Source organism: Pedobacter humicola (assembly GCF_056490705.1).
In genome coordinates this window covers 428,459-453,871 of sequence record NZ_JBWJIG010000001.1, presented here as the reverse complement: position 1 = coordinate 453,871, position 25,413 = coordinate 428,459, and the positions used below count along the sequence as shown (strand labels likewise).

25 protein-coding genes are annotated in these 25,413 nt (G+C 38.9%); 7 read left to right on the top strand and 18 right to left on the bottom strand.

Annotated elements, in window-relative coordinates; all coding sequences use genetic code 11:
* Nucleotides 1-4: 4 nt before the first annotated feature.
* Together AC04Q1_RS01835 and AC04Q1_RS01830 are read right to left on the bottom strand one after the other, a co-directional pair.
* Nucleotides 5-490, bottom strand: a complete 486-nt coding sequence (locus AC04Q1_RS01835; RefSeq protein ID WP_478361259.1) for a PaaI family thioesterase — start codon at nt 488-490, stop codon at nt 5-7.
* A gap of 38 nt (nt 491-528) precedes the next feature.
* Nucleotides 529-1,116 carry a TetR/AcrR family transcriptional regulator gene (locus AC04Q1_RS01830; protein WP_478361257.1) on the bottom strand — a complete coding sequence of 196 codons (588 nt, stop codon included), beginning with the start codon at nt 1,114-1,116 and terminating at the stop codon, nt 529-531.
* Nucleotides 1,117-1,282: 166 nt separating this feature from the next.
* On the opposite strand from AC04Q1_RS01830, the gene AC04Q1_RS01825 reads away from it, so the two are divergent.
* The 3 genes from AC04Q1_RS01825 to AC04Q1_RS01815 all read left to right on the top strand — a co-directional run bounded on the left by AC04Q1_RS01825 (nt 1,283) and on the right by AC04Q1_RS01815 (nt 4,069).
* Nucleotides 1,283-2,194: a helix-turn-helix domain-containing protein gene (locus tag AC04Q1_RS01825; protein ID WP_478361256.1), complete on the top strand. Its 912-nt coding sequence runs from the start codon at nt 1,283-1,285 to the stop codon at nt 2,192-2,194.
* 89 nt (nt 2,195-2,283) lie between these two features.
* Nucleotides 2,284-3,117: an SDR family NAD(P)-dependent oxidoreductase gene (locus AC04Q1_RS01820; protein WP_478361254.1), complete on the top strand. Its 834-nt coding sequence runs from the start codon at nt 2,284-2,286 to the stop codon at nt 3,115-3,117.
* 100 nt (nt 3,118-3,217) lie between these two features.
* Nucleotides 3,218-4,069 (top strand): SDR family NAD(P)-dependent oxidoreductase, encoded by an 852-nt coding sequence (locus AC04Q1_RS01815; RefSeq protein ID WP_478361252.1) that lies wholly within the window; start codon nt 3,218-3,220, stop codon nt 4,067-4,069.
* Nucleotides 4,070-4,271: 202 nt separating this feature from the next.
* Here AC04Q1_RS01815 and AC04Q1_RS01810 read toward each other — a convergent pair whose 3' ends face one another.
* From AC04Q1_RS01810 to AC04Q1_RS01790, 5 genes are all read right to left on the bottom strand, one after another.
* Complete coding sequence (locus AC04Q1_RS01810; RefSeq protein ID WP_478361250.1) at nt 4,272-4,691, bottom strand: arsenate reductase ArsC; 420 nt, start codon at nt 4,689-4,691, stop codon at nt 4,272-4,274.
* A 20-nt stretch (nt 4,692-4,711) separates the two neighbouring features.
* Nucleotides 4,712-5,278 (bottom strand): DUF6428 family protein, encoded by a 567-nt coding sequence (locus AC04Q1_RS01805; protein WP_478361249.1) that lies wholly within the window; start codon nt 5,276-5,278, stop codon nt 4,712-4,714.
* A 37-nt stretch (nt 5,279-5,315) separates the two neighbouring features.
* Entirely contained in the window at nt 5,316-5,645 is a 330-nt protein-coding gene (locus tag AC04Q1_RS01800) for an ArsR/SmtB family transcription factor (RefSeq protein WP_478361247.1), read from the bottom strand.
* A 135-nt stretch (nt 5,646-5,780) separates the two neighbouring features.
* Nucleotides 5,781-7,187, bottom strand: a complete 1,407-nt coding sequence (locus AC04Q1_RS01795; RefSeq protein ID WP_478361245.1) for a DUF6794 domain-containing protein — start codon at nt 7,185-7,187, stop codon at nt 5,781-5,783.
* Nucleotides 7,188-7,335: 148 nt separating this feature from the next.
* On the bottom strand, nt 7,336-9,621 hold the full coding sequence (locus AC04Q1_RS01790) for a GH92 family glycosyl hydrolase (RefSeq protein WP_478361243.1): 2,286 nt from the start codon (nt 9,619-9,621) through the stop codon (nt 7,336-7,338).
* Between the two features lie 669 nt (nt 9,622-10,290).
* Between AC04Q1_RS01790 and mnmA the strand changes: the two genes are divergently transcribed.
* Entirely contained in the window at nt 10,291-11,382 is a 1,092-nt protein-coding gene (gene mnmA / locus AC04Q1_RS01785) for a tRNA 2-thiouridine(34) synthase MnmA (RefSeq protein WP_478361242.1), read from the top strand.
* A 222-nt stretch (nt 11,383-11,604) separates the two neighbouring features.
* Here mnmA and AC04Q1_RS01780 read toward each other — a convergent pair whose 3' ends face one another.
* Nucleotides 11,605-11,919, bottom strand: a complete 315-nt coding sequence (locus tag AC04Q1_RS01780; protein ID WP_478361240.1) for a hypothetical protein — start codon at nt 11,917-11,919, stop codon at nt 11,605-11,607.
* 285 nt (nt 11,920-12,204) lie between these two features.
* Between AC04Q1_RS01780 and AC04Q1_RS01775 the strand changes: the two genes are divergently transcribed.
* Nucleotides 12,205-12,567 (top strand): response regulator transcription factor, encoded by a 363-nt coding sequence (locus tag AC04Q1_RS01775; RefSeq protein WP_478361238.1) that lies wholly within the window; start codon nt 12,205-12,207, stop codon nt 12,565-12,567.
* A gap of 78 nt (nt 12,568-12,645) precedes the next feature.
* Here AC04Q1_RS01775 and AC04Q1_RS01770 read toward each other — a convergent pair whose 3' ends face one another.
* From AC04Q1_RS01770 to AC04Q1_RS01755, 4 genes are all read right to left on the bottom strand, one after another.
* Nucleotides 12,646-13,242, bottom strand: coding sequence for an FMN-dependent NADH-azoreductase (locus AC04Q1_RS01770; RefSeq protein WP_478361237.1), 597 nt, complete (start codon nt 13,240-13,242; stop codon nt 12,646-12,648).
* A gap of 193 nt (nt 13,243-13,435) precedes the next feature.
* On the bottom strand, nt 13,436-15,385 hold the full coding sequence (locus AC04Q1_RS01765; RefSeq protein WP_478361235.1) for a glycoside hydrolase family 97 protein: 1,950 nt from the start codon (nt 15,383-15,385) through the stop codon (nt 13,436-13,438).
* Nucleotides 15,386-15,446: 61 nt separating this feature from the next.
* The gene (locus tag AC04Q1_RS01760) at nt 15,447-17,213 is read right to left on the bottom strand and encodes an FAD-dependent oxidoreductase (RefSeq protein ID WP_478361234.1); all 1,767 of its coding nucleotides are present in this window, start codon (nt 17,211-17,213) and stop codon (nt 15,447-15,449) included.
* Between the two features lie 98 nt (nt 17,214-17,311).
* Nucleotides 17,312-17,995 carry a DUF4142 domain-containing protein gene (locus AC04Q1_RS01755; RefSeq protein ID WP_478361232.1) on the bottom strand — a complete coding sequence of 228 codons (684 nt, stop codon included), beginning with the start codon at nt 17,993-17,995 and terminating at the stop codon, nt 17,312-17,314.
* Between the two features lie 165 nt (nt 17,996-18,160).
* Between AC04Q1_RS01755 and AC04Q1_RS01750 the strand changes: the two genes are divergently transcribed.
* Nucleotides 18,161-18,478, top strand: coding sequence for a hypothetical protein (locus AC04Q1_RS01750; protein WP_478361230.1), 318 nt, complete (start codon nt 18,161-18,163; stop codon nt 18,476-18,478).
* 49 nt (nt 18,479-18,527) lie between these two features.
* Here AC04Q1_RS01750 and AC04Q1_RS01745 read toward each other — a convergent pair whose 3' ends face one another.
* Entirely contained in the window at nt 18,528-19,352 is an 825-nt protein-coding gene (locus AC04Q1_RS01745) for an ion transporter (RefSeq protein ID WP_478361228.1), read from the bottom strand.
* Nucleotides 19,353-19,386: 34 nt separating this feature from the next.
* On the bottom strand, nt 19,387-20,238 hold the full coding sequence (locus AC04Q1_RS01740) for an SDR family oxidoreductase (protein WP_478361226.1): 852 nt from the start codon (nt 20,236-20,238) through the stop codon (nt 19,387-19,389).
* 182 nt (nt 20,239-20,420) lie between these two features.
* Between AC04Q1_RS01740 and AC04Q1_RS01735 the strand changes: the two genes are divergently transcribed.
* The gene (locus tag AC04Q1_RS01735) at nt 20,421-21,770 is read left to right on the top strand and encodes an alpha-L-fucosidase (protein WP_478361224.1); all 1,350 of its coding nucleotides are present in this window, start codon (nt 20,421-20,423) and stop codon (nt 21,768-21,770) included.
* A 125-nt stretch (nt 21,771-21,895) separates the two neighbouring features.
* On the opposite strand, the gene AC04Q1_RS01730 is transcribed toward AC04Q1_RS01735, so the two are convergent.
* From AC04Q1_RS01730 to AC04Q1_RS01715, 4 genes are all read right to left on the bottom strand, one after another.
* Nucleotides 21,896-22,801 carry a ribonuclease Z gene (locus AC04Q1_RS01730; RefSeq protein ID WP_478361875.1) on the bottom strand — a complete coding sequence of 302 codons (906 nt, stop codon included), beginning with the start codon at nt 22,799-22,801 and terminating at the stop codon, nt 21,896-21,898.
* Between the two features lie 70 nt (nt 22,802-22,871).
* Nucleotides 22,872-23,249, bottom strand: a complete 378-nt coding sequence (locus AC04Q1_RS01725; RefSeq protein ID WP_478361222.1) for an STAS domain-containing protein — start codon at nt 23,247-23,249, stop codon at nt 22,872-22,874.
* A gap of 43 nt (nt 23,250-23,292) precedes the next feature.
* Nucleotides 23,293-24,237, bottom strand: coding sequence for a phosphoribosylaminoimidazolesuccinocarboxamide synthase (locus tag AC04Q1_RS01720; protein WP_478361221.1), 945 nt, complete (start codon nt 24,235-24,237; stop codon nt 23,293-23,295).
* 134 nt (nt 24,238-24,371) lie between these two features.
* Complete coding sequence (locus AC04Q1_RS01715) at nt 24,372-25,331, bottom strand: PhoH family protein (RefSeq protein ID WP_478361220.1); 960 nt, start codon at nt 25,329-25,331, stop codon at nt 24,372-24,374.
* Nucleotides 25,332-25,413 lie beyond the last annotated feature (82 nt).

Sequence of the window (25,413 nt, the reverse complement as noted above, 5' to 3'; positions counted from 1 at the left end):
TTTTTTAAAATTTTAAGATTAAACAGGTGCTCACTGCGTGCGCATAAGCGGTGTTATTTTGATCAACCAGCTGAGCTTCTACCAAAGCAGTACGACCACCAAGGTTGATCACTTTAGCAATGGTTTTTAATTTGCCGGTTTTCATGGTAATGGCTTTCAAAAAGTTTACTTTAAGCTCTAAAGTGGTATAACCTTTCCCGGCAGGCAAAAGCGAATGCACCGAACAGCCCATGGCCGAATCTAAAATAGCCGTGATTACACCCCCGTGAACGGTTCCGATCGGATTATAATGAAACTCCTGCGGCGTAAATTCGAAAACCACATTTCCCTTTTCGATCTGGGTTACGCTAAAATCAAGCGTGTGCAAAAGTGGAGGCAACGGAAATTTATCATCGCTCATTGCCCGCAAATACTCAATACCATCCATCTGTATGGCTTCCTTCGCTCCCGTCATAGGATCATCCCACTTTATAGTTCTGCTTCTTTTCATAATAAAATACCAATCGGTATATTTTAAATTAAAAATTTTTAGCCCAGGCTACCTACATATTTTTTTAACGAGCCCATAATCAGACTCCAATACTCGGTTTTTGATGCCAGTTTCGAAATCATGATCCCTCCTTCTACCATTGCAATGATGGTTAAAGCAATCTGCTCCGGATTGTTATCTGCGTTAAATTCCTTATTGTCAATTCCCAATTCAACCAGCTTAGCAATTTTATTTTTCCAGCTTAAAACAGCTTTCAAAACTTTAGCTCTCAACTCGGGATGGGTATCATCGGCATCTATTGCCGTATTTAACACCGGGCACCCTCCTGCTGATGCTGAACCATCAATAAACTTTTGGTAGATATTGATATAGACCAAAAGTTTATCCTTTATAGTGGTCTGTCTGTTCATTTCAGCATCAATCCTGGATGATACATTTTTCAGGTTATAATCAAAAGCCGCCAATGCCACCTCATCCTTATTGGCGAAGTTACCGTAAATACTGCCTTTGGTTAAACCTGTAGCAGCAGTAATATCATTTAAAGAAGTTCCCGCGTAACCTTTCATATTAAAAATCGGTGCCGTTTTCTCTACAATGAAATTTCTTGTTTTTTCTGCTTTAGTCATGTTGTTCTAATTGACAGTGCAAATATATACCAGTCGGTATATTAAATGCAAATTTTTTTATCATTACAATCTCCTTTTAAACGGGAACATAAGATTTTATGATGAGGGACTGATTAACCGCCATGCACCTCATCTGTTTTTCGTTTGAATTTTGTAACTTTGTTTTATGAATAAGCCAGAAACCATTGAAGACTTTTATCAGAACAAATTCAGTTTCCTACCAGATAACCTGCAGAACGGCGTGGGACATTTTAATGTATTTAAACTTGAAGACTGTTTAAGGGATGATCATAAACCAATGAGTTATAACCGCAGGGATTATTATAAGATCTGCCTTACCCGCGGACACAACGTTTATCATTATGCGGATAAAAGTATTGAGATCAATGGCACGGCTTTAATCTTTTTCAATCCGCTTGTTCCCTACACTTGGGAGCTGGCCACTGGCAAACAAAGTGACGTAACCGGTTATTTCTGTATTTTTACGGAAGCTTTTTTTAAGGAAAAGATCCGCGGAAACATAGGTGATTTGCCCATGTTTACCCATGGCGGAAAGCCTGCATATATCTTAAATGAACAGCAAGACAAGCAAATAGAAGGTATTTTCGCCAAAATGTTTGAGGAAATCAATACCGACTACATCTATAAGTATGATCTGCTCCGCAATTACATTACAGAAATCACACATTTTGCGCTAAAAACAGAGCCATCCGAAAATTTATTCAAACATACGGATGCCAATACCAGGATTACCTCAGTTTTTACTGAGTTGCTGGAGCGTCAGTTTCCTATCGAAACCACCACGCAAAGGTTTACCATGCGCTCGGCAAAGGATTATGCTTCACAGCTTTCGGTACACGTAAACCATTTAAACCGCGCAATCAAGGAAACCACTGGCAAAACCACTACACATTACATTACCGAACGTTTATTAAGTGAAGCAAAAGCTTTATTGAAACACACGGACTGGAATATATCAGAAATAGGTTATTGTCTGGGCTTTGAAGAACCCACCCATTTTAACAACTTTTTCAAAAAACTGACCAAGCATACCCCTACTTCTTATCGAATTGTTTGAATTTCGTAATCATCAGTTTGATTAGCGTAATAAGCTAGAGGGAATTGTACCGTAATTTTGTCTTAACAAAAAAGGATAAAACTATGGGCATGAAAAAAGTTTGGTTTATTACCGGAGCTTCAAAAGGCTTAGGATTAAGTTTAGTTCATCAATTACTCAAAGCTGGTCAGTTTGTTGCGGCCACATCAAGAAATATCGATGAACTTAAAAAAGCAGTAACTGTTGAAACCGCAAAATTCCTTCCGTTGGCGGTTAATCTGGCAGATGAAAAAAGTGTTGAGGAGGCAATTAAAGCTACCATTGCAAAATTCGAAAGAATTGATGTCGTGATCAATAATGCGGGATATGGCATCGGGGGAAGTATAGAAGAATTAACTGATACAGAAACACGCAACAGTTTCGACGTTAATGTTTTCGGAACGCTAAACGTCATCAGAAAAACTTCACCTTATTTAAGGGCACAACGTTCAGGACATATCATCAACATTGCGTCTATTGCAGGAATCGCCGGAGCAACTGGCTGGGCAATCTATGCGGCAACAAAATCGGCAGTAATTGCACTATCAGAAGTGTCGGCTGAAGACCTGAAAGAATTTGGTATAAAAGTAACAGTTGTGGCACCTGGCGCTTTCAGAACCAGTTTCTTAACCGCTGACTCGCTGATATTGGCAACCAATCCTATCGCTGAATACGAAGAAGTACGGGCAACACACGCGAAGTATTTAAATATGGATGGGCAACAGATTGGTGACCCTGAGAAAGCTGCTGCGGCAATGATCTCTTTGGCCAGTATGCCTAATCCTCCGGTTCATCTTTTGCTTGGTAACGATGCTTTCCAAAGAGCAAACAGCAAAGTAGAAGCCCTGCAAAAGGAATTCAAAGACTGGAAAGCCATCACGATATCGACAGATTTCGACAACTAATCAATGCTAAGGTAGCATTAGCAATCAAAAACGGCGGCAGTCACGAAATACTTCGCGACTGCCTGTCCATCAATCATTTCATTTATTAAAAAACAATATCATGGAAAATCAAAAAGTTTGGTTTGTAACAGGCGCGTCTAAAGGTCTGGGATTAACCCTAGTAAAAACATTATTAAGCAATGGCATTAACGTTGCCGCAACCTCAAGAAATCTAAACGATTTAGCAAAAGCTGTTGGTGAGCACGAAAACTTCTTACCCTTAGCAGTTGACCTGATCGACGAGAGCAGTGTTGAAGCAGCAGTTAGTCAAACGATCAGCAAATTCGGTCAGGTAGATGTGGTGGTAAACAATGCAGGCTATGGCATGCTTGGTGCCCTGGAAGAATTAAGCGATACGGAATCGCGTCAGAATTTCGATGTAAATGTTTTCGGATCGTTAAATGTCATCCGGAAGGTGCTCCCTCAGCTGAGAAAACAACAATCGGGTCATATTTTCAATATTTCCTCCATCGGTGGTTTTTCAGGGAACTTCCCTGGTTTCGGAATTTATTGCGCTACAAAATTTGCGGTAGTTGGATTTACCGAATCTTTGGCCGCTGAAGTAAAATCACTTGGCATAAAAGCCACGGTTGTAGAACCTGGTTATTTCAGAACTGCATTTCTTACTGAAGGATCTTTAGCAGTGCCGGCTTCTCCGATAGATGCTTACAAAGAGGTGCGCGATTCGCAGGCCGCTCACCAAAACGACATCAATAATCAACAGCCTGGCGATCCGGCCAAAGCGGTTGAAGTGATTATAGAAGCTTCAAAAAGCGAAAATCCACCACTTCATTTGTTCTTAGGCCCTGATGCTTACCAGGTTGCTGATGCAAAAATTGCAGATGTACAAAGAGATATGGCCAATTGGAAATATCTGGCAACCGCCACCAATTTCGAAGAGCTTGGCGCGTAATATCTAACTCAATCGTCGTTTCGGGCGGAGTGCAGTGAAGTTGAGAAATCTATCGTGGTAGATCTCTACATTTCACTGCGTTTCAGTCGAGATGACGTTTTTTCTTTGAGGTCTGTAAAATCCAAGGCGTTAAATAACGGTCTAAAAAACTGAGTTGTTTCCTTTGAACTACCGCCGGAGTACCAAACATTTACTGACGTATTTATTCTCTTAAATTTTTGTTTACAAAATCTTCCATGTAGGCCTTCACTAGATCTCTCGTCCTTCTGAATTGTAACATGATTTCTGCCTCACTACCCACCGCTTTTGCCGGATCAGGAAAGTTATGATGCAATTTTATGGCCTGCGTAGGAAAATACGGACAACTTTCTTTTGCATGATCGCAAACCGTAATCACATAATCGAAAGGTATGTTAAAATATTCATCAATATTGTTCGAAGTCTGATCAGAAATATCGATTCCATCTTCGGCCATTACTTGCACCGCTTTAGGATTTACACCGTGCACTTCGATCCCTGCGCTATAGATTTTAGCGCTATCTTGTGCGAAATATTTTAAATATCCTTCTGCCAGTTGACTTCTGCAGCTATTCCCTGTGCAAAGCACCAATACGTTTTTCATTTCCTATAAATTTTGAACCATTAACAACATCCGCTTCCCGGGATACAGCTATTTTGATCAGCGGCCAGATTAATCAATTCGACTTTTTGTTTTAACGGCTGGGCAGGAGCGCAACATTCTTCTCCCGTTTCGGTGGTACCACAACTTCCGCCCCGGCTAATGGCTTTACATTGGGTAGCGTCAGGCGTTAGGTTCAGAACCAGGTTTTCTCCATCAATATTAAATTCACCCGGAAACATCTGTCGGGTATCAAATGCAGAATTGCCAAATTCGATCTTTACTATACCCTTAGGATTTAATGGCATTTTACTTTCTACCAGGTTGATAATGGCTAATGCTTTTTTCACCTCCATTGCTCTACCTGTTTCTTCTTCTGTAGGCTCCCATAACTGTACAATAATTTCAGTCCAGGCATTCATTACGCCTCCACAATCTACCGAAACAATCGGTGCCTGTTTAATTTCAGTGATGTGATAATTGGCATTTACCCATTTGCCAGGAGCATATTGGAACTGTAATATCAACCCTGGATGTTGTTGAAGTTCAGCTTTAAAGCTGTTCCATTCGATTGAGGATGTATTAATCATAATATTGCAATTTAACGATTGATTTAAATAAAAAATTTTAACAGCAGCTTTGCCCGCCTTTATATGAGGCAAAGAAACTGCCCAATTGATTTTGAAATAATTTCCATGTATTAGGTTCGATGCAATAACAGATGCTTACCCCTTCGATAGTGCCCTGTATAATGCCGGCATTTTTAAGTTCTTTTAGATGCTGGGAAATGGTAGCCTGGGCTAACCCCAGTTCTTCAACCAAATCGCCGCAGATACAGGTATTTGATTTAAGAATGCGCTGAAGAATGGCTATTCGTGCAGGATGCGCCATTGCTTTTAACAATGCCGCCATCTTGTTCTGCTCTTCAGTGAAGATTTCTGTTTTGGTAAGTCCCATAATTTTACATCGCAATATTACGATAGATAGTTTAGAAATCAAAATTTTATTTTAATTTTCGGTTTTCATCAAAAACAGATTATCTACAGAGATATTACTTTAAGCCATATTCACAATGCATCATTTATTTATTCGTTAGTTTTTTATGGGATACTTTAATTCAAAATTGGTTCCGGCTTCCTGATGTCCCCTCAGCCAGTCGTAATATTCATTTAAAATGATGCTGGATACTCCATCTGGTTCAGAAAAACCCCTTTGTGCAAAATAACTTTGTAACCTGGAACCGCCCCATAATCCCCAGTTATTCCTGATCCACATACCCAATCCATGATGTAAGCTCCATAAATCGCTTCTTTCTTTAAAGTTTTTAATCATCTCCCTATCAATTGGTTTTAAAGTTTTATTCAACTGCAGAAAACAATCGTTAAGATTAACGGGAATATAAACATGATTAATAGAATCTAATGTTAGCCGCCTGGCACGCTCCTTCTTTTGCTCTTCTTTCTCTGCCAAAAGTTCTTGTTTAGCCAGAGCATTAACAGAATTCCTGAAACCGCCAAAAAAGTATTTGAAATATTGTTTTTCTGTTTTTTCAGACAAAAAACTGGCATCGAAAGTATTGCTTGTCATGATTTCCCTAATCTTATTTTCATCAATTTCTTTGTCGCAGCTTAAAGTGTCAATTTCAAAATTGCCGTTTTTTGTAAGGTAGCCCGCTAAAACGATCCGATATATTTTATAATTTAAAAAGTCACTCGTGTTTATATCCACATACTTTAATCCGGTCTTATTTTCCATCTCAACCGCAAGTTTTTTTTGGGTTTTCTTTATCACAAAATCTGGAATGTATTTATGGGCATATTCGAAAAAATCGGTTTTTGGTATTTCGCGTTTTAGTCTTTTGAGCGTCTCATAAACAGATGCGAAAGGAACTTTTGAAATAATTTCAAGCTTTTTAAGATCGTATAACGTTACCATCTTCTTTGTATCTACACAGTAAATAACATCATTATAATTAAGCACATACTGCTCGTTTAAAAACTTTTCTTCATCGGTTGTACCTTCTTTAAATACGACAAGTTCTGGCTTACTTTTTTGATAATCGATTACCGTACTCGAATTATCGTAAAACAGATTGCATTTCTCAGCATCAGAATTACAGCTCGAAAATTCCTTTGTAGTATAAGTTTCGGCCCTTTTCCCATCCTTATAGATAATAACATTCTTAAAACTATCATCACGATAAGTCGCATTTGCCAGATAAGCTATAGTGGAGCCATCATTCGAAATGGTTAAGAAATACGGTTCAAAAGTATATACATCAAATGAACGGTTGATTTCATACATCACTTTATCGCCATTGTATACTATGGATCTTCCCCTGGTTGTTGGAAATTCATTATCGTATGAATATGATTTAACTGAAAATTTTCCGTTGGAAGAAAAAACTTCTGTAATTGGAACACGAGAGCTTGAAGATTGGCTAAAAACAGGAATGCTTAGTAATAAAAGAAATGCGAATGTGAGCGTTATTTTTGTCATGTTATTAAAATAAATAAAAATGATTAATCGGTTAAATTATAGATGTTAAAAGATCTTAAATTCCACAGGCATTAACATAGTTTCATTTAAAATAAAAAAACCGTTAACTAATTAGTTAACGGTTTAATTGGTACAGGGATGAGAAGAATTATTTTTTAGGTTTTGCGCTCATGTAAAAAGTAAGCTTTCCACCGTTGGTAATATCGGAGTGTTTAATTTTATGATCGGTGATTTCTTTGCCGTTCAATAAAACTTTCTCTACATAAACGTTCTTATCACTTTGTTTGATGGCTTCAACCGTGAAGGTTTTACCATTTTCTAAATTGATTATGGCATTGTTAACCAGTGGACTACCCAACGAATACACATCCGAACCTGGTGCTACGGGATAAAAACCTAATGAAGAAAACATATACCAGGCGCTCATCTGTCCACAATCATCATTTCCACCCAAACCATCAGCGGTAGGTTTATACTGCATGTTTAAGATATGACGGATCTGTGCTTGTGTTTTCCATGGCTGATCAGTCCAGTTGTACAAATAAGCAATATGGTGCGCCGGCTCGTTACCATGCACGTAACCACCAATAATACCTTCGCGGGTAATGTCCTCGGTATGCGCAAAAAACTCATCAGGCAAATGCATGGTAAACAATGTATCCAAACGGGTAGCAAATTTCTTTTTACCGCCCATCATTTCGATCAGTGAAGCAGGATCCTGCGGCACAAAAAAACTATAGTTCCAGCTGTTTCCTTCAATAAAACCTTGGCCTTCCGTATCTTTTGGATCAAACTCCTTTTTAAAAGTCCCATCTGCCAGTTTCGGGCGCATAAAGCCTGAAGCACTATCGTAGTTGTTTTTCCAGTTGTTAGAACGTTTGATAAATTCGTCGTAAACATCCATGCGGTTTAATTTCTTTGCCAACTGAGCAATCGACCAGTCATCATAAGAATATTCTAAGTTATTGGAAACTGAAATTCCAGATTTCTCTGCCGGGATATAACCCTTATCCATGTAATAACCAATTCCTTCATAATCGCGGTGTTTAGCCGTTGCAACGCAGGCATCTAAGGCTTTGTTTGCATCACCATTGTATGTGCCTTTAATAATGGCGTCAGAAATTACCGAAACACTGTGGTAACCACTCATGCACCAGTTATCATTGGCATAATGCGACCAGATTGGCAACATATGCAAACTGCTCTGATCGTAATGCGCCAGCATCGATTTTACCATATCATTACTACGGCCCGGTTGGGTAATATTGAAGAATGGATGTAAAGCACGGTAGGTATCCCAAAGTGAGAAGGTGGTATAGTTGGTAAAACCATCCGCTTTGTGCACACCCTGATCTAAACCTTTATACTCTCCATTAATATCTGTATAAGTTGTAGGGTTGATATAAGCGTGATATAAAGCCGTGTAAAAATTTACCTTGTTATCGTTAGAAGTTGTTACCTGAATTTTATTCAATTCTTTATTCCAGGTAGCCTGTGCCTGCGCTTTCACTTTTTCGAAATCCCAGCCTGAAATTTCTGCACGCATATTTTGTAATGCGTTTTCCTGGCTAACAGGCGATAGCGCAAATTTAATTTTGATCTTCTCTCCTTCCTGGGTATCGAAATCAAAGAACATTTTTAACTTTTTACCTGCAATTTCAGGGAAGTTTTGTTCCTGGTTAAACTTGCCCCAAAAACCTCTGTAAGCTTGTTTGGCATCGTAGCTTTTACGTCCGTAGCTTTTAAAGGGTTTGGAAAAACTCATCGCAAAATAAACCGTTCTGGTTCTGGCCCACCCGTTTGTTTGACGGTAACCTGTAATCAAGGTATCGTTTACCACTCGAACATAAGTCCAAACAGTTTTTTCTTCGTAATTGTAAATACCTGCCATCAAATCGAGGATTATGTGCGATTGATCTGATTTAGGGAAAGTATATTGGTGCATCCCTACCCTAGTGGTGGAGGTCAATTCTGCAGTGATATTATCATCATCAAGTTTTACTTTGTAGTAACCTGCTTCTGCAACCTCATTGGCATGCGAAAATGCTGATCGGTAACCGCCTTTTGGATTTGAAGCTGTACCCGGGTTTAACTGTAGTTTACCTTGGGTAGGCATAATCAGGAAATCGCCCAGATCGGAATGGCCTGTGCCGCTGAAATGGGTGTGACTAAAACCGGTAATGGTTTTATCCTCATACTTATAACCAGCACAGTATTTATATACATCGCCATTGTATTTTCCATTTACTTCATAAGATAAAGTATCAGTCTCGGGACTTAACTGTACGGAACCAAATGGAACTGTAGCGCCTGGATATGTATGCCCCATTTTAGATGTACCGATGATGGGTTTTACGTACTGCACCAGATTCTGCTGTGCCGATGCCATCATGGCTGAAAGCAAAAGACAAGGCAGGATAACTTTTTTAATCATATCTTTTAAAAATTAGCTTGTTTTTTTGAAAATTCTAAGGTATTAATTTATCTCCAAATATGCATAAAACGAAATACTAAAACGTTTAAGTAAAACAAAAAATACATTGTGGATTGTTGAAGATACAATTTACATCTTTTTTGCTATTATTTTAAATTCTAATAACCAGGGTTCCGAAAGCTTATAAACTGACAAGTAGAAATTGCTTACTGATATGGGCGTTACCCAAGCTGCGCAAGGGTCAGGCTTTTCAGGGCTGCGCTTCGCTCCGGTACCGGTAAAAACCGGCACTAAACCCTTACAATCCTTAACGCGCATCTACCACCTTAAGTTATTTAATTTGTTTGCACCCGTTCCAAACTCACGGATAATAACCTGGCAATTTTATAATCGCATTAATTTAAGGTTAGAACCACAGGCCTCGTTAAATAAACCTGATAGAACGGAAAGCCCGGAGCGAGGTACGAGTGAGGACTTGAAGGAATAGCAGGACTGCCTACTGCCATTAACACCGAACCATTCATTTTCAAAACTATTGACCACCCAAGCCATCTTAGCGCACCTAAGTGATAAATCCAGGCAATTAAGTAACCGCTTTTTACAAGTAACTGACTTGCTTTAAATAATTTCAGCTAAATAAACCTTATTTTTGCATCCAATATTTTTAAGATGAGTAAACACGGTAGAATTCTGGTTGCCATGAGTGGCGGGGTTGATAGTTCGGTAGCGGCTGTAATGTTGCATGAGCAGGGTTATGAGGTGATTGGCTTAACCATGAAGACCTGGGACTATGCCAGCTCGGGTGGTAGCAGCAAGGAAACTGGTTGTTGCTCGTTAGATAGCATTAACGATGCCCGTACCCTTGCCGTAAACTATGGTTTTCCACACTATATTTTAGACATACGTGATGAATTTGGCGATTATGTGATCGACAATTTCGTTGATGAGTATTTGGCCGGAAGAACACCAAACCCCTGTGTTTTATGCAATACCCATATAAAATGGGAAGCTTTATTAAAACGTGCCAATAAACTGGATTGCGAATTTATCGCAACGGGGCATTATGCCAATATCCGTCAGCAAGATAGCGGCCGTTATGTAATTTCGAAAGGAAAAGACGAAAATAAGGATCAATCTTATGTGCTTTGGGGTGTTTCGCAAGAAAACCTTTCGCGTACTAAATTTCCCTTGGGCAGTTTTGCCAAATCTGATATCAGACAAATGGCTTTAGATATGGGACAGGAAGAACTGGCAAAAAAATCGGAGAGTTACGAAATTTGTTTCGTGCCGGATAACGATTACAGGGCATTCTTAAAACATAAGGTAGAAGATTTAGAAGACAGAGTAGCCGGTGGAAATTTCATTTTAAGCAATGGAATGATCGTTGGACAACATAAAGGTTATCCTTTTTATACCATCGGCCAGCGTAAAGGTTTGGGTGTTGCCTTTGGAGAGCCTATGTTTGTGACCCAAATTCTGCCGGAAAGCAATACCGTAGTGTTAGGCAAAGCTGATGAACTGGAACGCAGAGAAGCCATGGTGCGCAATGTGAACCTGGTTAAATATGCTAGCATTGAAGAACCAATGAATGATGTGATTACCAAAATCCGCTACAAAGATGCGGGTATGTTAAGTACTATTGTTCAGGAAAAAGATAAAATGAGGGTGGTTTTCGATCATAATGTATCGGCAATTGCACCTGGCCAATCGGCTGTATTTTACGAAGGGAATGATTTATTGGGCGGAGGATTTTTAGTTTAATACTCCATTGCCATATTTACACAAAAAAACGAGTTGCCATTGGTGACTCGTTTTTTTTTGCTTTTGTATGCGGTACCCTTGAGATCGTTATGCTGAAGTTATTCGGTATCTTTTTCTACCTGTTTGACAAGGTATAATCAAAATGATGCGCAAATGGTAGTTATGGTCATCTTTAATAAATCCGATAGCTATAGAATCAGATGACGGAACTATATAATGGGATTACTCATTCCCCTTAAAAACATTAATAGAAGCTGTTTTCCATTGGATGTAACCCAAATTTCCACAAATACGGGCCACGAAACTTTCTATCTCTTCTGGTACATCGTTTACTATCCGCCACCTGATGGTATATTTTGGATTATAGCTCATATACACCACCAGATCATCCTTGCGTTGCCCAATAGCATTTAAATGTTGCAGATGAATATCCTGCAGATCTGCTGCAGCAATCCTCAATCGTTCATTCATAATTTTGCCCAATGAAGCATCCGGTCTGAAATCGGTTTCGAATATAGGTAAAACGGTAACGGTCATAAAAAATATATTAGTAAGCAAGAAGCAAAAGTCTTTCACATTAAATCATCAAATCAATATGTCAGGGTATGTTATTGTATCATTTAACATATTGTTCGACTTCTAAACAAATTTATACTAAAAATATTAGTAATAAAAATTATTGGTATATTTTTTTTAGTAAAGTTAAAATGGTACAAAAGCATGACATCACCTTGGAAGATGGTTAATAACTCATTCATTGTGCATAACTATCATAAACATCTGATAACAAGGGAGGTTATATAGATACTAAAAGTAGAGCTTATGAAAAAGTGCATCTATGTAGTTGAAGACAATCCAAATATTAGGGAAATCATCGAATTTCTATTAATTGAAGAACAATACGAGGTAAAAACCTGCCCCAACACCAACGATTTTTGGCTTGAGATGAGTAAACACCGGCCAGATATGGTGATCCTGGATATTATGTTACCCGATGGGAATGGTCTGGATATCTGCAATAGCTTAAAGCGAAACATCAAAACACACGATATCCCGGTGATGATGATGTCGGCAAATAATCATTTGAATGCAGTTAAGGCCAAATGTGATGCCGAAGATTTCATCAATAAACCTTTCGATCTAAATGACTTTGCCAACAGGGTAGAAAAGTATTTAGCGGCTTAGTTTTAGTTTAAAGTCATTAGTCCACAGTCTTCAGTCAATCTAAACCAATGACAAGCGGACTAATGACTAACGAATTATCTAAAATGTAATACTTTCAATAGCTTTATCCAATGCCACATCTTTAAGGTCTGGCATGTTTAAACCTTCTGCTCTATAAACGGTAACATCTGTCATACCCAGGAAGCCCAGTACAGATCTTAAATAAGATTCTGTAAAATCGTAAGGCTTCATTGGCCCTTCCGAATATACGCCTCCTGAAGAGATTGCCAAGTATACTTTTTTGTTTTTCACCAAACCTTCAGGACCCTTTTCAGAGTAACTGAAAGTTTGACCTGCGCGGGCAATGTGATCGATCCAGGCTTTTAAGGAAGAATGGATCCCGAAGTTGTACATTGGTGCACCTATAACGATGGCATCTGCATCTTTAAGCTGGGCGATTGCTTCGTTAGAATGTTTTATCGCCTCAGCAAATTCTGGAGTATGGTTTTCAAGCGGTGTAAAAAAAGAATTGATGTGTACCTCTTCCAAATGTGGAAATGGAGAGTCGACTAAATTATGCGTAGTTAAAGTGCTGCCAGGATTTGCAGCCTGCAATTTTTCTACTATGGCATTTCCCAATTTAATACTGAAAGATGCTGCGCCCCTTGGGCTTGATATAAGATGTAATATTTTCATTTTTTTTTGCCTTTTTGTGCCTGGCAAAATTATGGATACGAAGTATCAAAAAGCTATTACTATACCAAAGGATAGCGCTATCCTCTGATATAGTAGCTATTCTTTGCAACAAAAAGGGAGTTGATCTGGTAGTGATGCTCCCTTTTTTAAGTATCCTCTATTATTAATGATTTCTAGAATGGTGTCCCTCCCTCTATTTAACTGGTTCGATTACAGCAACAAAACCACCATCCTTAACCATATTGATATCGATTGTTTCTCCGGCTTTAATTGGTTTTACAATCCGTTTAAAATCCATCGCCTGAAAATCGGCATTTATACCATCTTTGATCAGCGTGATCTGATAATTTGCATTTGCTTTCAGAAAACCGGTTTTAATTTGTAAATCGTGCTTCTGATCGTTACCCATGGCACCGATAAACCATTTATCACCTTTGCGTTTCGCTGTAACAATATATTCACCAACACTAGCATCCAGAATTTTAGTTTCATCCCAGGTTACCGGAACGCTGGTGATAAAAGATGTAGTCTCAGGTTCTCTTAAATAATTGAATGGATTATCGGCCAGCATTTGCAGACCGCTTTCAAAAACAATATACATGGCCAGCTGGTGTGCCCTCGTACCGATACTCATGGTATTTACCCAGCTTGGTTTATAATCTTGTTTATGAGCCGAACGCATGGCACCCGGGGTATAATCCATAGGCCCTACTGCGTTACGTAAAAACGGAAGGAATAAATTATTGTTTGGGGTAGCCAGGCCACCGCCAATATTTTGTTCCATCCCAATAACGCCTTCGTACGAAAGCACATTCGGATAGGCAACTTCCAATCCGGCTGGTTTAAATGCACCATGAAAATCGACGAGGATATGGTGTTTAGCCGCTTCTTTGGCCACGCGGGTATAATAATTCACCATCCACTGATCGCTTCTGTCCATAAAATCGATTTTCACCCCCGCAATACCCCATTTCTCTAAAGTTTCAAATATATTAAAGTTATTTTCTACCGCCAGCCAGGTAAACCAAAGTACAATCCTTACATTTTTTTGTTTGCCATAAGCAATCAGTTCCTGCAGGTTAATGGTTGGGTTTGGTTCAAAAGGGTTAAGCGTGGTTTTTGCCCATCCTTCGTCCATAATAATATAAGGAATACCAAATTTTGAAGCAAAATCAATGTAATATTTATAGGTATCCTGGTTATAACCTGATTTAAAATCAACCCCATAAACATAGGCATTGTGCCACCACTCCCAGGTTACCTGACCTGGTTTTATCCATTTGGTATCCTGTAATTGATTGGGCGTACTCAATTTATAAACCATTTGGTTAGCGGCCAACTGCGTATCTTTATCCGTAATGACTAAAAACCGCCAAGGAAAGCTTCTTTTTCCGGTTGTTTTGGCAATATAATCTCCTTCCTTCAGTATTTTCTTGCTTCTATCGCCATCTTCTCCAAAAGCCAAAGGTACTTTAGGAAAAACTGCATCAACGGTTTTACCGTCTACCGCTTTAACAAATAAACAGGGATAATCGTAAAGATCAGCTTCTGATAATAACGCTTTATACTTACCGGTATCAAATAAAATTGGCAGCACACTCATCTTATCCTTATTTACCTTTCCAAGTTCACTTTGGCGGTAAAGAATTTCATAGGAAGTTTTAAAGCCACCGGTTTCTAAATAATCAGCTTTAACTGCATCATTAAAGTTGATATGCACATCTTCACTGTTTACTGTAATCGAGTCTTTTTTATTGGTGATAAAACGATAAGCAATCCCATCGTTGTAAGCCCTAAATTCTACACTGAAATCGCCTTTAAAATCCATTCGCAATACATTATACTGATTTACTACGGTACTGTTTTTAAGCGGAACTATCGGATTCGAGCTGCTATTAACAGAAGAAAATGTTTTCTTTAACAGTTTTGCGTTTGCACCAAGCTTTGCCTGATCTAAATTTAACTGTAGATACGAACTATTTAAAAAAGGATCACCGTTAAAAGCCACTGCATAGCCGATTTTATCTTTAATATTTACCGATACTTTAATCCGTTTATCGGGCGATAGCAACTCTATCGGTGAGCTAAAGAGTTTTAAGGTGATTAGCAAGAGTAAAATAACTAATGATAAGTGTTTTTTCATATTTGATCAGGTTTTGTGGTGAATATTATGTTTGTGTGTTTAGTGAATTTAATAAATCGTTTTAGTCAGCTAAAGTTAAATACTGTTTTTGATTTAGCAACAGATTTTTTAATTGATTGTAGTTCACCTCCTGAATATCGGTTTTATGATCGATCGCTAAAGACGCGGCCGTTGCAGCCGATTCGCCTAAGATCATAAACACAGGTTCCATCCGTACAGATCCATAGGCGATATGTGATGATGACAGGCACACCGGTACCAATAAATTTTTACATTCGCTTTTCTTTGGTATGATGGCCTTATAGGAAATACTATACGGTTTTGGTGCTTTAACACCAATATCGCCTTCATTCTGAACAAAACCTTCTGGTGTAACATAGCGTTGAACATTGTGGGAATCCAAGGCGTAAGACCCCATTCCGATCGGATTTGGCACTTCTTTTTTGCCGAGCACTTCATTTTCTGTCATGACGAAATCGCCTAACATTCTTCTGGATTCACGTACATAAATCTGATATGGCCAGTTTCCATTGTCCTTAAATTCATCTTTTGCTAACCCCCATTTTTTTAACTGCTGTTGAATATTTTTCGGCATCCGTGGATCATTGGCCATAAAATACATCAATCCTTTTTGGTAGTTTTCATGAGCCTTAATGATTTCCTTTCGCTTTGTGTAGGTGGCTTCCGGATAATCATAGTTCATCCCTATAAAATCAGTGCTAAATGGCCCGTGGTTATTGGTATCTGTTTTATGGTTAGGAATAGGATCGTATTTACTAAAAAGTTCGTTCCACCCCTTATCGAATACCCTTAAAAGCAATTCGTAATCCATTGGATTGTATCGGTCGGGTTTTGGAAATTCAATTCTGTTTTCAGGCTGATTGCTAAGGCACATCCGGTAGCAATAGGCCTGGAGTTTACGGTCTGCCGTTCCGTTTGGTCCGGGTTGACCCGGAGAAATCCCTGTTAATAAACCGCTGCTTTTATCCCCCGGAGTTTTGTAAGGATCAATATTATTTTTAAAATAATGCGAATGCTGAAAAACCATGGTCTGTACGCCATTCCAATGTTCTTGATAAGTAGCATTAGCTTCTCTCCCTACATGATAACTTACTTTTGCAGCAGCCATCAAATCTCCTTCATAAGTGGCATCAATAAACATTTTTGCCTTGAATATCTTACCCGATAAAGTTTTAATACTGATGATTTTACCACCCTTCATCTCCACTCCTGCTTTCCGGTCTAACCATTCGTTACGGTAAACAATTAATTTGTTTTCCTTAACAAAATCTTCCATTATTTGTTCCGCAACATGGGGTTCGAAAATCCACATGGTGCGGTCTTTTCCATCAATAGCAGGTGTGCCCTGGCCTGTATTTCCATATTCCTCTTTTTTCTGCCAGTTCCAGGCACTGGCCTTTTGATAGTGTTGATAAACCCTTTGGTAAAAAGTTCTGGCTAAACCCCCAATTACGGATTTATCACCCGTATCAGTAAAGCCTAAACCTGAGGCAGATAAACCACCTAGATGTAGATCCGGAGAAATTACAACAACACTTTTACCCATTTTAGTAGCCTGTACGGCAGCAATTACACCTGCTGATGTTCCGCCATAGATCACGATATCAGCCTGATGGCGTGCTTCCACAGGCTGACTATAAGCCATAGAAAAAATGCCAGACGCTGTAAGGCATAATAAGATTTTATTGATCGATATAAACGAACTAAGTGGATAGCGCTTAATACAGATTTCAGCACTTAAACGCTGAATTTTCTGTTGCAAACGGAAGAATAATTCTGCAACTGAATGATGGTTTATTGGCGACATATATTCGGTTAGGTTTAAACAAATATATTAATTATTTAAACTTACAAAACCAATATAAATCGATTTAGAAGATTATAAGCGCATCATCCTATCATAGTTTATTTATTCAATGCGTTTACCTGTTTTAAGTGTCTTTTTAATATTGGAAGATATTTATTGGCGTATGCTTTAATTGCTCCATCAGTAGATTGTGCAGCTTTTTCAAACAGCGCAACCGCATTTTGATGATCAGTAACCATCATCTCAACATAGGCTTTATCAAATGAAGTCCCGCTTAAGCTATTCAGTTTTTCGGTCGCATTGGTCACTTCAGCCTCAGTAGCACCGTTATTGTTTTTTTTGGCCTGCCCGGTATTGCCAGCCTCACCTCCTGCATTTTTAGTACGTGAAGTATCTTTTAAATTTTCAGGTGCCGAATCAACCCTGCCATCTGGTCGTTGCCCACCTTCGGGAGTACTCATGGGCAGCTCTACTTTTTTAAGTTTTGCCAATGTCTTTAATTCTTCGTTGGCCTTAATATGCTCCGTAACCATCATTTGGCCGAAGGCTTTCACCTTTTTATCAGAAGCTTTATCTGCGGCAAGTTTACCTGTTAAAACCTCTTTCATTCCTGCAATTGCTGCCTGCTGTAAAAATTGCGCAGTTGTTAAACTGTCCTGTTGATGAATAACATTAAGTAATGTTGCATAGGGCCAATCCGCTTTTGCAACTGCATTAAATGAAGTAGCCGAAATGATCATTCCCACTACTGCTATTTTCCTGGTATTGAAATGGTTTTTCATGGTTATTAATTAAAGTAAGACGCATTAATAAAACCCAGTTAACACTTAAAAAGTTTGAATAATCGCCTCATTATTTAATAACTATACAACGCCAGGGGTTTAAGATTTTAAATTTTCACTAAACTTAATCCAATTTGATCCTGTTCTATAATAAAAGAATATACCATGGAAAATCAAGAAAACAACCAACCAGAAGAAGAAATTCAGAATATCGAACAGTTTCAGATTAACCGATCGGAAGGCAATGCCCCTGAAGGACATGCCACTCCGAAACCAACTGAAGATGAAGAATATACTGAAGATGAAATTCCCTTTGCCGATGGCGAAGGCACTCAGCTAAACGAAGAAATCGAAGGTCCTGAAGATGAAGAGGACGATGAAGAATTGGAAGGAAGTGAAACTGAAGAGGATTATGAATCTGATTTGGCAGAACTGGATAAAGATCCAAATGCCTATGAAAAGGAAGATGGCGAAATGCTTTAATCATCTTTTAATCAAACGAAAAATGCCAGATCTTAACGGTCTGGCATTTTTATTTAAATAACGACGATCCGCAGTATTTACAAAACAATGCATCACTGTCATGCCCTTCCCTGCTGCAGCTTGGACACGATTCGGGTAATTCTTTTTTCTGCCGCGCGGCAACAGCAATATCGTGTGTAATTATGCCCGTTGGCACCGCAATAATGGCATAACCAATTAACATCACAACAGAAGCCACAAACTTACCCAATGGGGTGATGGGTGATATATCTCCGTAACCAACGGTGGTGATGGTAACGATGGCCCAATAAATGCTTTCCGGAATATTAGAAAATCCATTTTCCCGTTTTTCTACCAGATACATAATCGATCCGAGAATTACAGTTATGGTTAAAACGGTTAACAGAAAAATGCTTATTTTCCGTACGCTGTTTTTTAATGCCTGGGTTAAAAAGTTAATCTCCGTTAAAAAATGGCCCAGTTTAAAAATCCTGAAAACCCTGAGCAACCTCAAGGCCCTGAATACCAATAACGATTGTGCGCCAATAAAAAAGATGCTTAAGTAAGATGGTAAGAGCGCAATCAGGTCGATAATTCCCAAGGGACTAAACACATACCTGATCGGCTTTCTGATGCTCACCAACCTTAAAATATATTCGATGGTAAAAAGCGAAGCAAAAACCCATTCGGTAATATTGAATAATTTGCCATATTGCTGATGAATGCTCAACACGCTATCCAGCATTACGACAATAATGCTCGAAAAAATAGCAATCAATAAACCTACGTCAAAAGCTTTACCTGCAGGCGTATTCGATTCGTAGATCACTTCGTGCAGTTTGAAACGCCAATCTTTTGAAGGTTCTGATGCCATATAAACTGTTAATTAAGCTTAAAGTTAACAGAAATTATCCATTTACAACTTCTCCGCCATTAACATGTATGACCTGTCCTGTGATAAAAGAGGCATCATCTGAGGCCAAAAACACATAAGCCGGGCCAAGTTCTGAAGGTTGCCCTGCCCTTTCCATTGCGGTTTCCGCCCCAAAAGATTTGATCTTTTTTTCATCAAAGGTAGAAACAATTAGGGGTGTCCATACCGGGCCTGGCGCTACCGCATTTACACGGATTCCGGTTTTAGCTAAATTAGTGGCCAATGATCGTGTAAAAGATGTAATGGCTCCCTTGGTGGAGGAATAATCGATGAGATTTGGCGACGAACGGTAAGCTGTTACCGACGTGGTATTGATAATGGTATCGCCTGCCTTAAAGTATTCCAGCACCTCGTGTGCGAAATAGAAATAACCAAAGATATTGGTACGGAAAGTATCTTCCAGTTGTTGATCATCAATTTTCTTAGGATCCTTTTGTGGAACCTGCATCCCAGCATTGTTTACCAGAATATTAATCTTTCCAAGTTTTTTAACTGTTGTTTCCACCGCTCTTTTACAAAACGCAGGCTTTTTAACGTCGCCCTTAATTAATATGCAGTTTTTACCTTCCGCTTCAACCATTTTCTGGGTTTCCTTCGCGTCAATATCTTCATCCAGATACACAATTGCAACATCGGCACCTTCCCGTGCAAAATGAACAGCTACCGAACGTCCAATTCCACTATCGCCGCCGGTAATCAGTGCTACTTTGTCGCCTAGCTTACCTGCTCCTTTATAACCTGCTTTAATCACTTCAGGTTGGGGATCCATTTTAGCTTCTATACCTGGTTGCTTATTCTGTTTGGCGGGTGTTTTTTGAGTTTTCATTACTTCTTTAATCAAATTAACATTACCGGATAAACAAAGATTTCATCAGCAAAGTTTTTGGAACATTAAATCCTCAACAGGATTCTAAACCAATTTCCCTTAATATTTTGCTCATATGCCAACATTTTCGAACCCCATAGCGCAGTAAATTAGTTGTTTAATCCTAACCAAAAAACCACACAATGAAAAAAACAATTTTATCGGCTTTGCTGATACTCAGCTTAACCTTACCAGGCTTCGCCCAGAAGCGGTTGGGTAACGAAACTGCTGCTCAAAAAACCAAAAGAATGGAATGGTGGACAGATGCCCGCTTTGGGATGTTTATACACTGGGGGCTTTATGCTTTACCTGCCCGCCACGAATGGGTAAGAAATTACGAACGCATTACCAACGAAACTTACCAGAAATACTTCGACCAGTTTAACCCTGATCTTTTCGACCCTAAAAAGTGGGCAAAGGAAGCCAAAGCTGCAGGAATGAAATATGCGGTATTAACCACCAAGCACCACGAAGGCTTTAATTTATTTGACAGTAAATATACCGATTATAAAGCCACCAATACGCAGGCGAAAAGAGATCTTGTTAAAGAATTTGTGGAGGCTTTCCGGGCTGAGGGTATCAAAGTCGGCTTTTATTATTCACTGATTGATTGGCACCATCCTGATTTTCCCGTAGATCAATACCACCCCTTAAGGCCACAGCCTGAAAGCGACGAAGCTTATGCTGCGTTAAATAAAAACAGAGATATGGCCAAATACCGTAAATACCTCTACAACCAGGTAACAGAGCTTTTAACCAAATACGGGAAAATCGACATTCTTTGGGCCGATTTTTCCTATCCTGGCAAGCATGGTAAAGGGCGCGACGATTGGGGCTCCGTAGCATTGCTTAAGCAGATCAGAAAACTGCAACCACAGATTATTGTAGATAACCGTTTGGACCTGAATGATTATGAAGACGGAACCGATTTCGAAACACCAGAACAGGTTAGTCCGAAAGAATTAGAAAAGTACCGTGGCAAAGTTTGGGAAACCTGTCAAACTTTCTCCGGTTCATGGGGATATCACCGCGACGAAAACACCTGGAAAAGCAACAGGAAATTATTGGATCTGTTGATTACTTCGGTAGCCAATGGAGGTAATTTATTGTTAAATGTTGGTCCTACCGCCCGTGGCGAATTCGATAATCGTGCTATTACGGCGTTAGATAGTCTAAGTTTATGGATGCATGCAAATTCGAAATCCATTTACCATTGCACTTTTGCACCAGCAGAATTTAAAGCAGCAGAAGGCGTAAAGCTCACCTATAATAAAGATGCTAAAAAATTATTTGTACACCTTTTCGAATACCCGAATACAGGTTACCTTACCTTAGAGGGATATAAAGATAAAGTAAAGTATGCCCAGTTTTTACACGATAATTCAGAACTACAGATTGATATAGAGAAATCAAACGGAAATAACCTGGTCTTAAAACTACCAAAGAAAAAGCCTGATTTCGAGATCCCCGTAATCGAATTGACATTAAATTAAACCTACCTATTTTACTAAAGCCTGCATTTTGATGATGCGGGCTTTTTTATTAGCATGTCGCAATTTTTCGGACAAAGAGATTCTGTGCTTTTTCCCTGTGCACTTTGTGGTAAAAAAGCAGAAACCTAAAGCTGAAAAGTTCTTCCCTCTACAGCCAATTCTGTGTTTTCGAAAACAGACTGTGCTTCTTCTAAAAGCATCTGTAGTGTTTTATAGCGTGATGAAAAGTGTCCGATAAGTAATTTCTTTGCTCCGTTAATTTTGGCTACCTCTCCCGCCTGTAATGCCGTGGTATGGTGCGTTTCCTTTGCCCTATCTAAAAGCTCGTGCATAAACGTTGCTTCGTGGTATAAGGTATCACAATCTTTTATGGTAGAGAAATAGCTTTCATCGAATAAGGTATCAGAACAGTAAGCATAACATCTCGGTGGATCGGCTTCTGTTGTATAATCTGTGCTACGCAAAATATCACCATTTGGAAGTTCTACATCCATACCTTTTTTCAGGGTAGTGTAATATGCCATGGGCACATCGTCTGTTTTCTCCTTAATCAATTTGCGTTGCCGTTTCTTTTGCTTAAAAATAAAACCTGTGGTAGGGATACGGTGATTTAAAACAATGGTCTGAACGGTTAAATCACTATTTTCGAATATTTGTTTTGATTGATCTGCTTCAATTGGAAAAAATTCAATTGGATACCTTAGAACAGTATCAGAATATTTAAACTGAATCTCAAGGATTTCCAATAAAGGTTTTGGTCCGAATATCTGCATGGGTTTAATTCTGCCATTTAAATGCAGGCTGGAGAGTAAACCGATTAAACCAAAATAATGATCGCCATGTAAATGACTGATGAAAATATAATCAATACGGGCGGCTTTGAGGTTATATTTGGTTAATTGTTGTTGTGTGCCTTCGCCACAGTCGATTAAATAATATTTTTCGTTACAATTTAAAAGCTGTGCCGATGGATTCCTGTTAAATACAGGTGTAGCAGAACTGCTTCCTAAAATGGTAACTTCAAATTTCATCATGATAAGATATAAAAAGCCTCGTAGATTTTTAGGAACTACGAGGCCAGAATTTTATGTAAATTTTATATTATTTAGTGCCTCTAAACTCTTTCTCCAGTTCATCCATAAAGATAAAATCTGTTGCTTCGTCTAATGTATTAACAAACGTTACAGACTGAAATATGTTTGATAATTCAATAATTGATGCCAGTTCATCGTTAATTCCGGTTACAATAAACAATCCGCCTGCCGATTTACAAAGCCGATCGCCAACCAATAAACAACTTAAATCCTGCGCATCGTTGCATTCAGTAACATGACTTAAATCAACAATGATATTCTGAAATCCTTCTGCATTAAGTAAATAGAATTCTGATTTCAAGCCGGGAGCGTTATCGTTTGTAAACTTGGGTTCTTCTAACTTTAAGCTTACGTATTTATCGTGTTTATCTACTGAAAATTTCATCTCTCTAATCTTTAGTTCACTAATGTATAAATTTCTTTCGGATTTAAAGTGTTTCTAAAGCCTTTAAAACATTGGTTTCAATGCGGCTGGAAATGGCATCAGCATCAGCTTTTATAAAGGTTTCTCCTACAATCTTTTCGTAAAGTTCGATGTAACGTTCTGAAATTGAATTTACGATTTCCGGCGTCATTTGCGGAACAACCTGGCCGTCTTTTCCCTGAAAGCCATTTTCGATTAACCATTTTCTGACGAATTCTTTCGAAAGTTGTTTTTGTGGCTCATTGTTATCTTGACGATCCTGGTATCCCTCTGCATAAAAATAACGTGAAGAATCTGGCGTATGAATCTCATCAATCAGGTAAATTACACCATCAGCAGCACCAAATTCGTATTTTGTATCGACTAAAATCAATCCACTTTTTGCAGCAATTTCAGTCCCTCTCTGATACAGGGCATAAGTATATTCTTCCAGTTTTTCGTAATCGGTTACCGAAACAATGCCCTTAGCTAAAATATCTTCTTTCGAGATATCCTCATCATGGCCTACAGAAGCTTTTGTTGTTGGGGTAATAATGGGTTGAGGCAGTTTATCATTTTCTTTTAAACCATCAGGTAAAGAAACGCCACAAACGGCACGTTTTCCTGCACTATATTCGCGCCAGGCATGTCCGGCTAAGTAACCTCTGATCACCATTTCTACTTTAAACGGCTCACAGATGCGGCCGATGGTAACCATTGGATCCGGAACGGCCAAAACCCAGTTGGGAACAATATCCTGCGTAGCCGCTAAAAATTTAGCTGCAATCTGGTTCAATACCTGCCCCTTAAATGGAATAGCCTCAGGCAATACGACATCAAATGCAGAAATACGATCGGATACTACCATTACCATAGATTGATCAGCAATCGTATAAACATCACGAACTTTACCTTTGTAAAAATTACTTTGATTTGGGAAATTGAAATGGGTTTCTTTTAGTGCTTTCATGAGGGGGTAAAAATAGGAAAAAAGTCCGAAAGTCCGAAGACCGGAGCCGGATGATAAAAGCTGTAAAAACAAAAGTCCGAAGTAGTTCTATTGTAGGACTTAAACTTCGGACCCCTGACTTTCTGACTTCCAGCTTATTGAATATCTCCGTAAGCTTTTAAGATATCTTTTACCAATTTATGTCTTACCACATCTTCTCCGCTTAGATAAATAATATCGATTCCTTTAATATCCTCCAAAATCCTCAAGCCATTAAATAAGCCCGACATCTGTTTTTTAGGTAAATCGATCTGCGTAACATCCCCTGTAACAATAAATTTAGCTGTTGGGCCCATTCGCGTTAAAAACATTTTTAACTGCATATCGGTCGCATTTTGAGCCTCATCTAAAATCACAAAACAATTATCTAAGGTACGTCCACGCATAAATGCCAGGGGAGCAATTTCAATTGTACGGTTTTCGATGTAGAATTTCAATTTCTCGGCAGGGATCATATCATCCAAGGCATCGTAAAGCGGGCGTAAATATGGATCGATTTTTTCTTTTAAATCGCCAGGTAAGAAACCAAGGTTCTCTCCTGCTTCAACCGCCGGACGGGTTAAAATAATCCGCTTAATTTCTTTATTCTTTAAGGCCCTTACGGCTAAAGCCACAGCGGTATATGTTTTTCCTGTTCCCGCAGGACCGATGGCAAATAGAATATCATTTTTGGCAATACTGCTCACCATCTTACGCTGATTTGCTGTTCTTGCCTTTACCAAAAGACCATTTGTGCCAAAAACAATCACCTCCCCGCCGCCGCCTGTAGGTTGTTCTGCATCTTTTTTTACTACGCCGGCTGCCTTTGCGCCCAATATAGATTCGACATCGTTATTGGTAAGTGAGCTATATTTTTCGAGGTGTGCAAGCAGCTGATTAAACTTCTCCTCAAAAGTCTTAAGTTCCTGTTCATCACCGAGAACCTTAACATCACTACCTCTCGCTACCAGTTTCAACTTCGCGAAAGCACCTTTAATCATTTCGTAATTCTCGTTATTCGGCCCCCAAAAGTGAGCAGGATTTACGGTATCCAGAGTTAATTTTAATTCGTTCAAACTGTAGTATTTTAAAAAGTTATCGGGGTATATTAATTAAAATTTGAATATTTGCAGACGCTTAGGCCTGTACACAAGAATA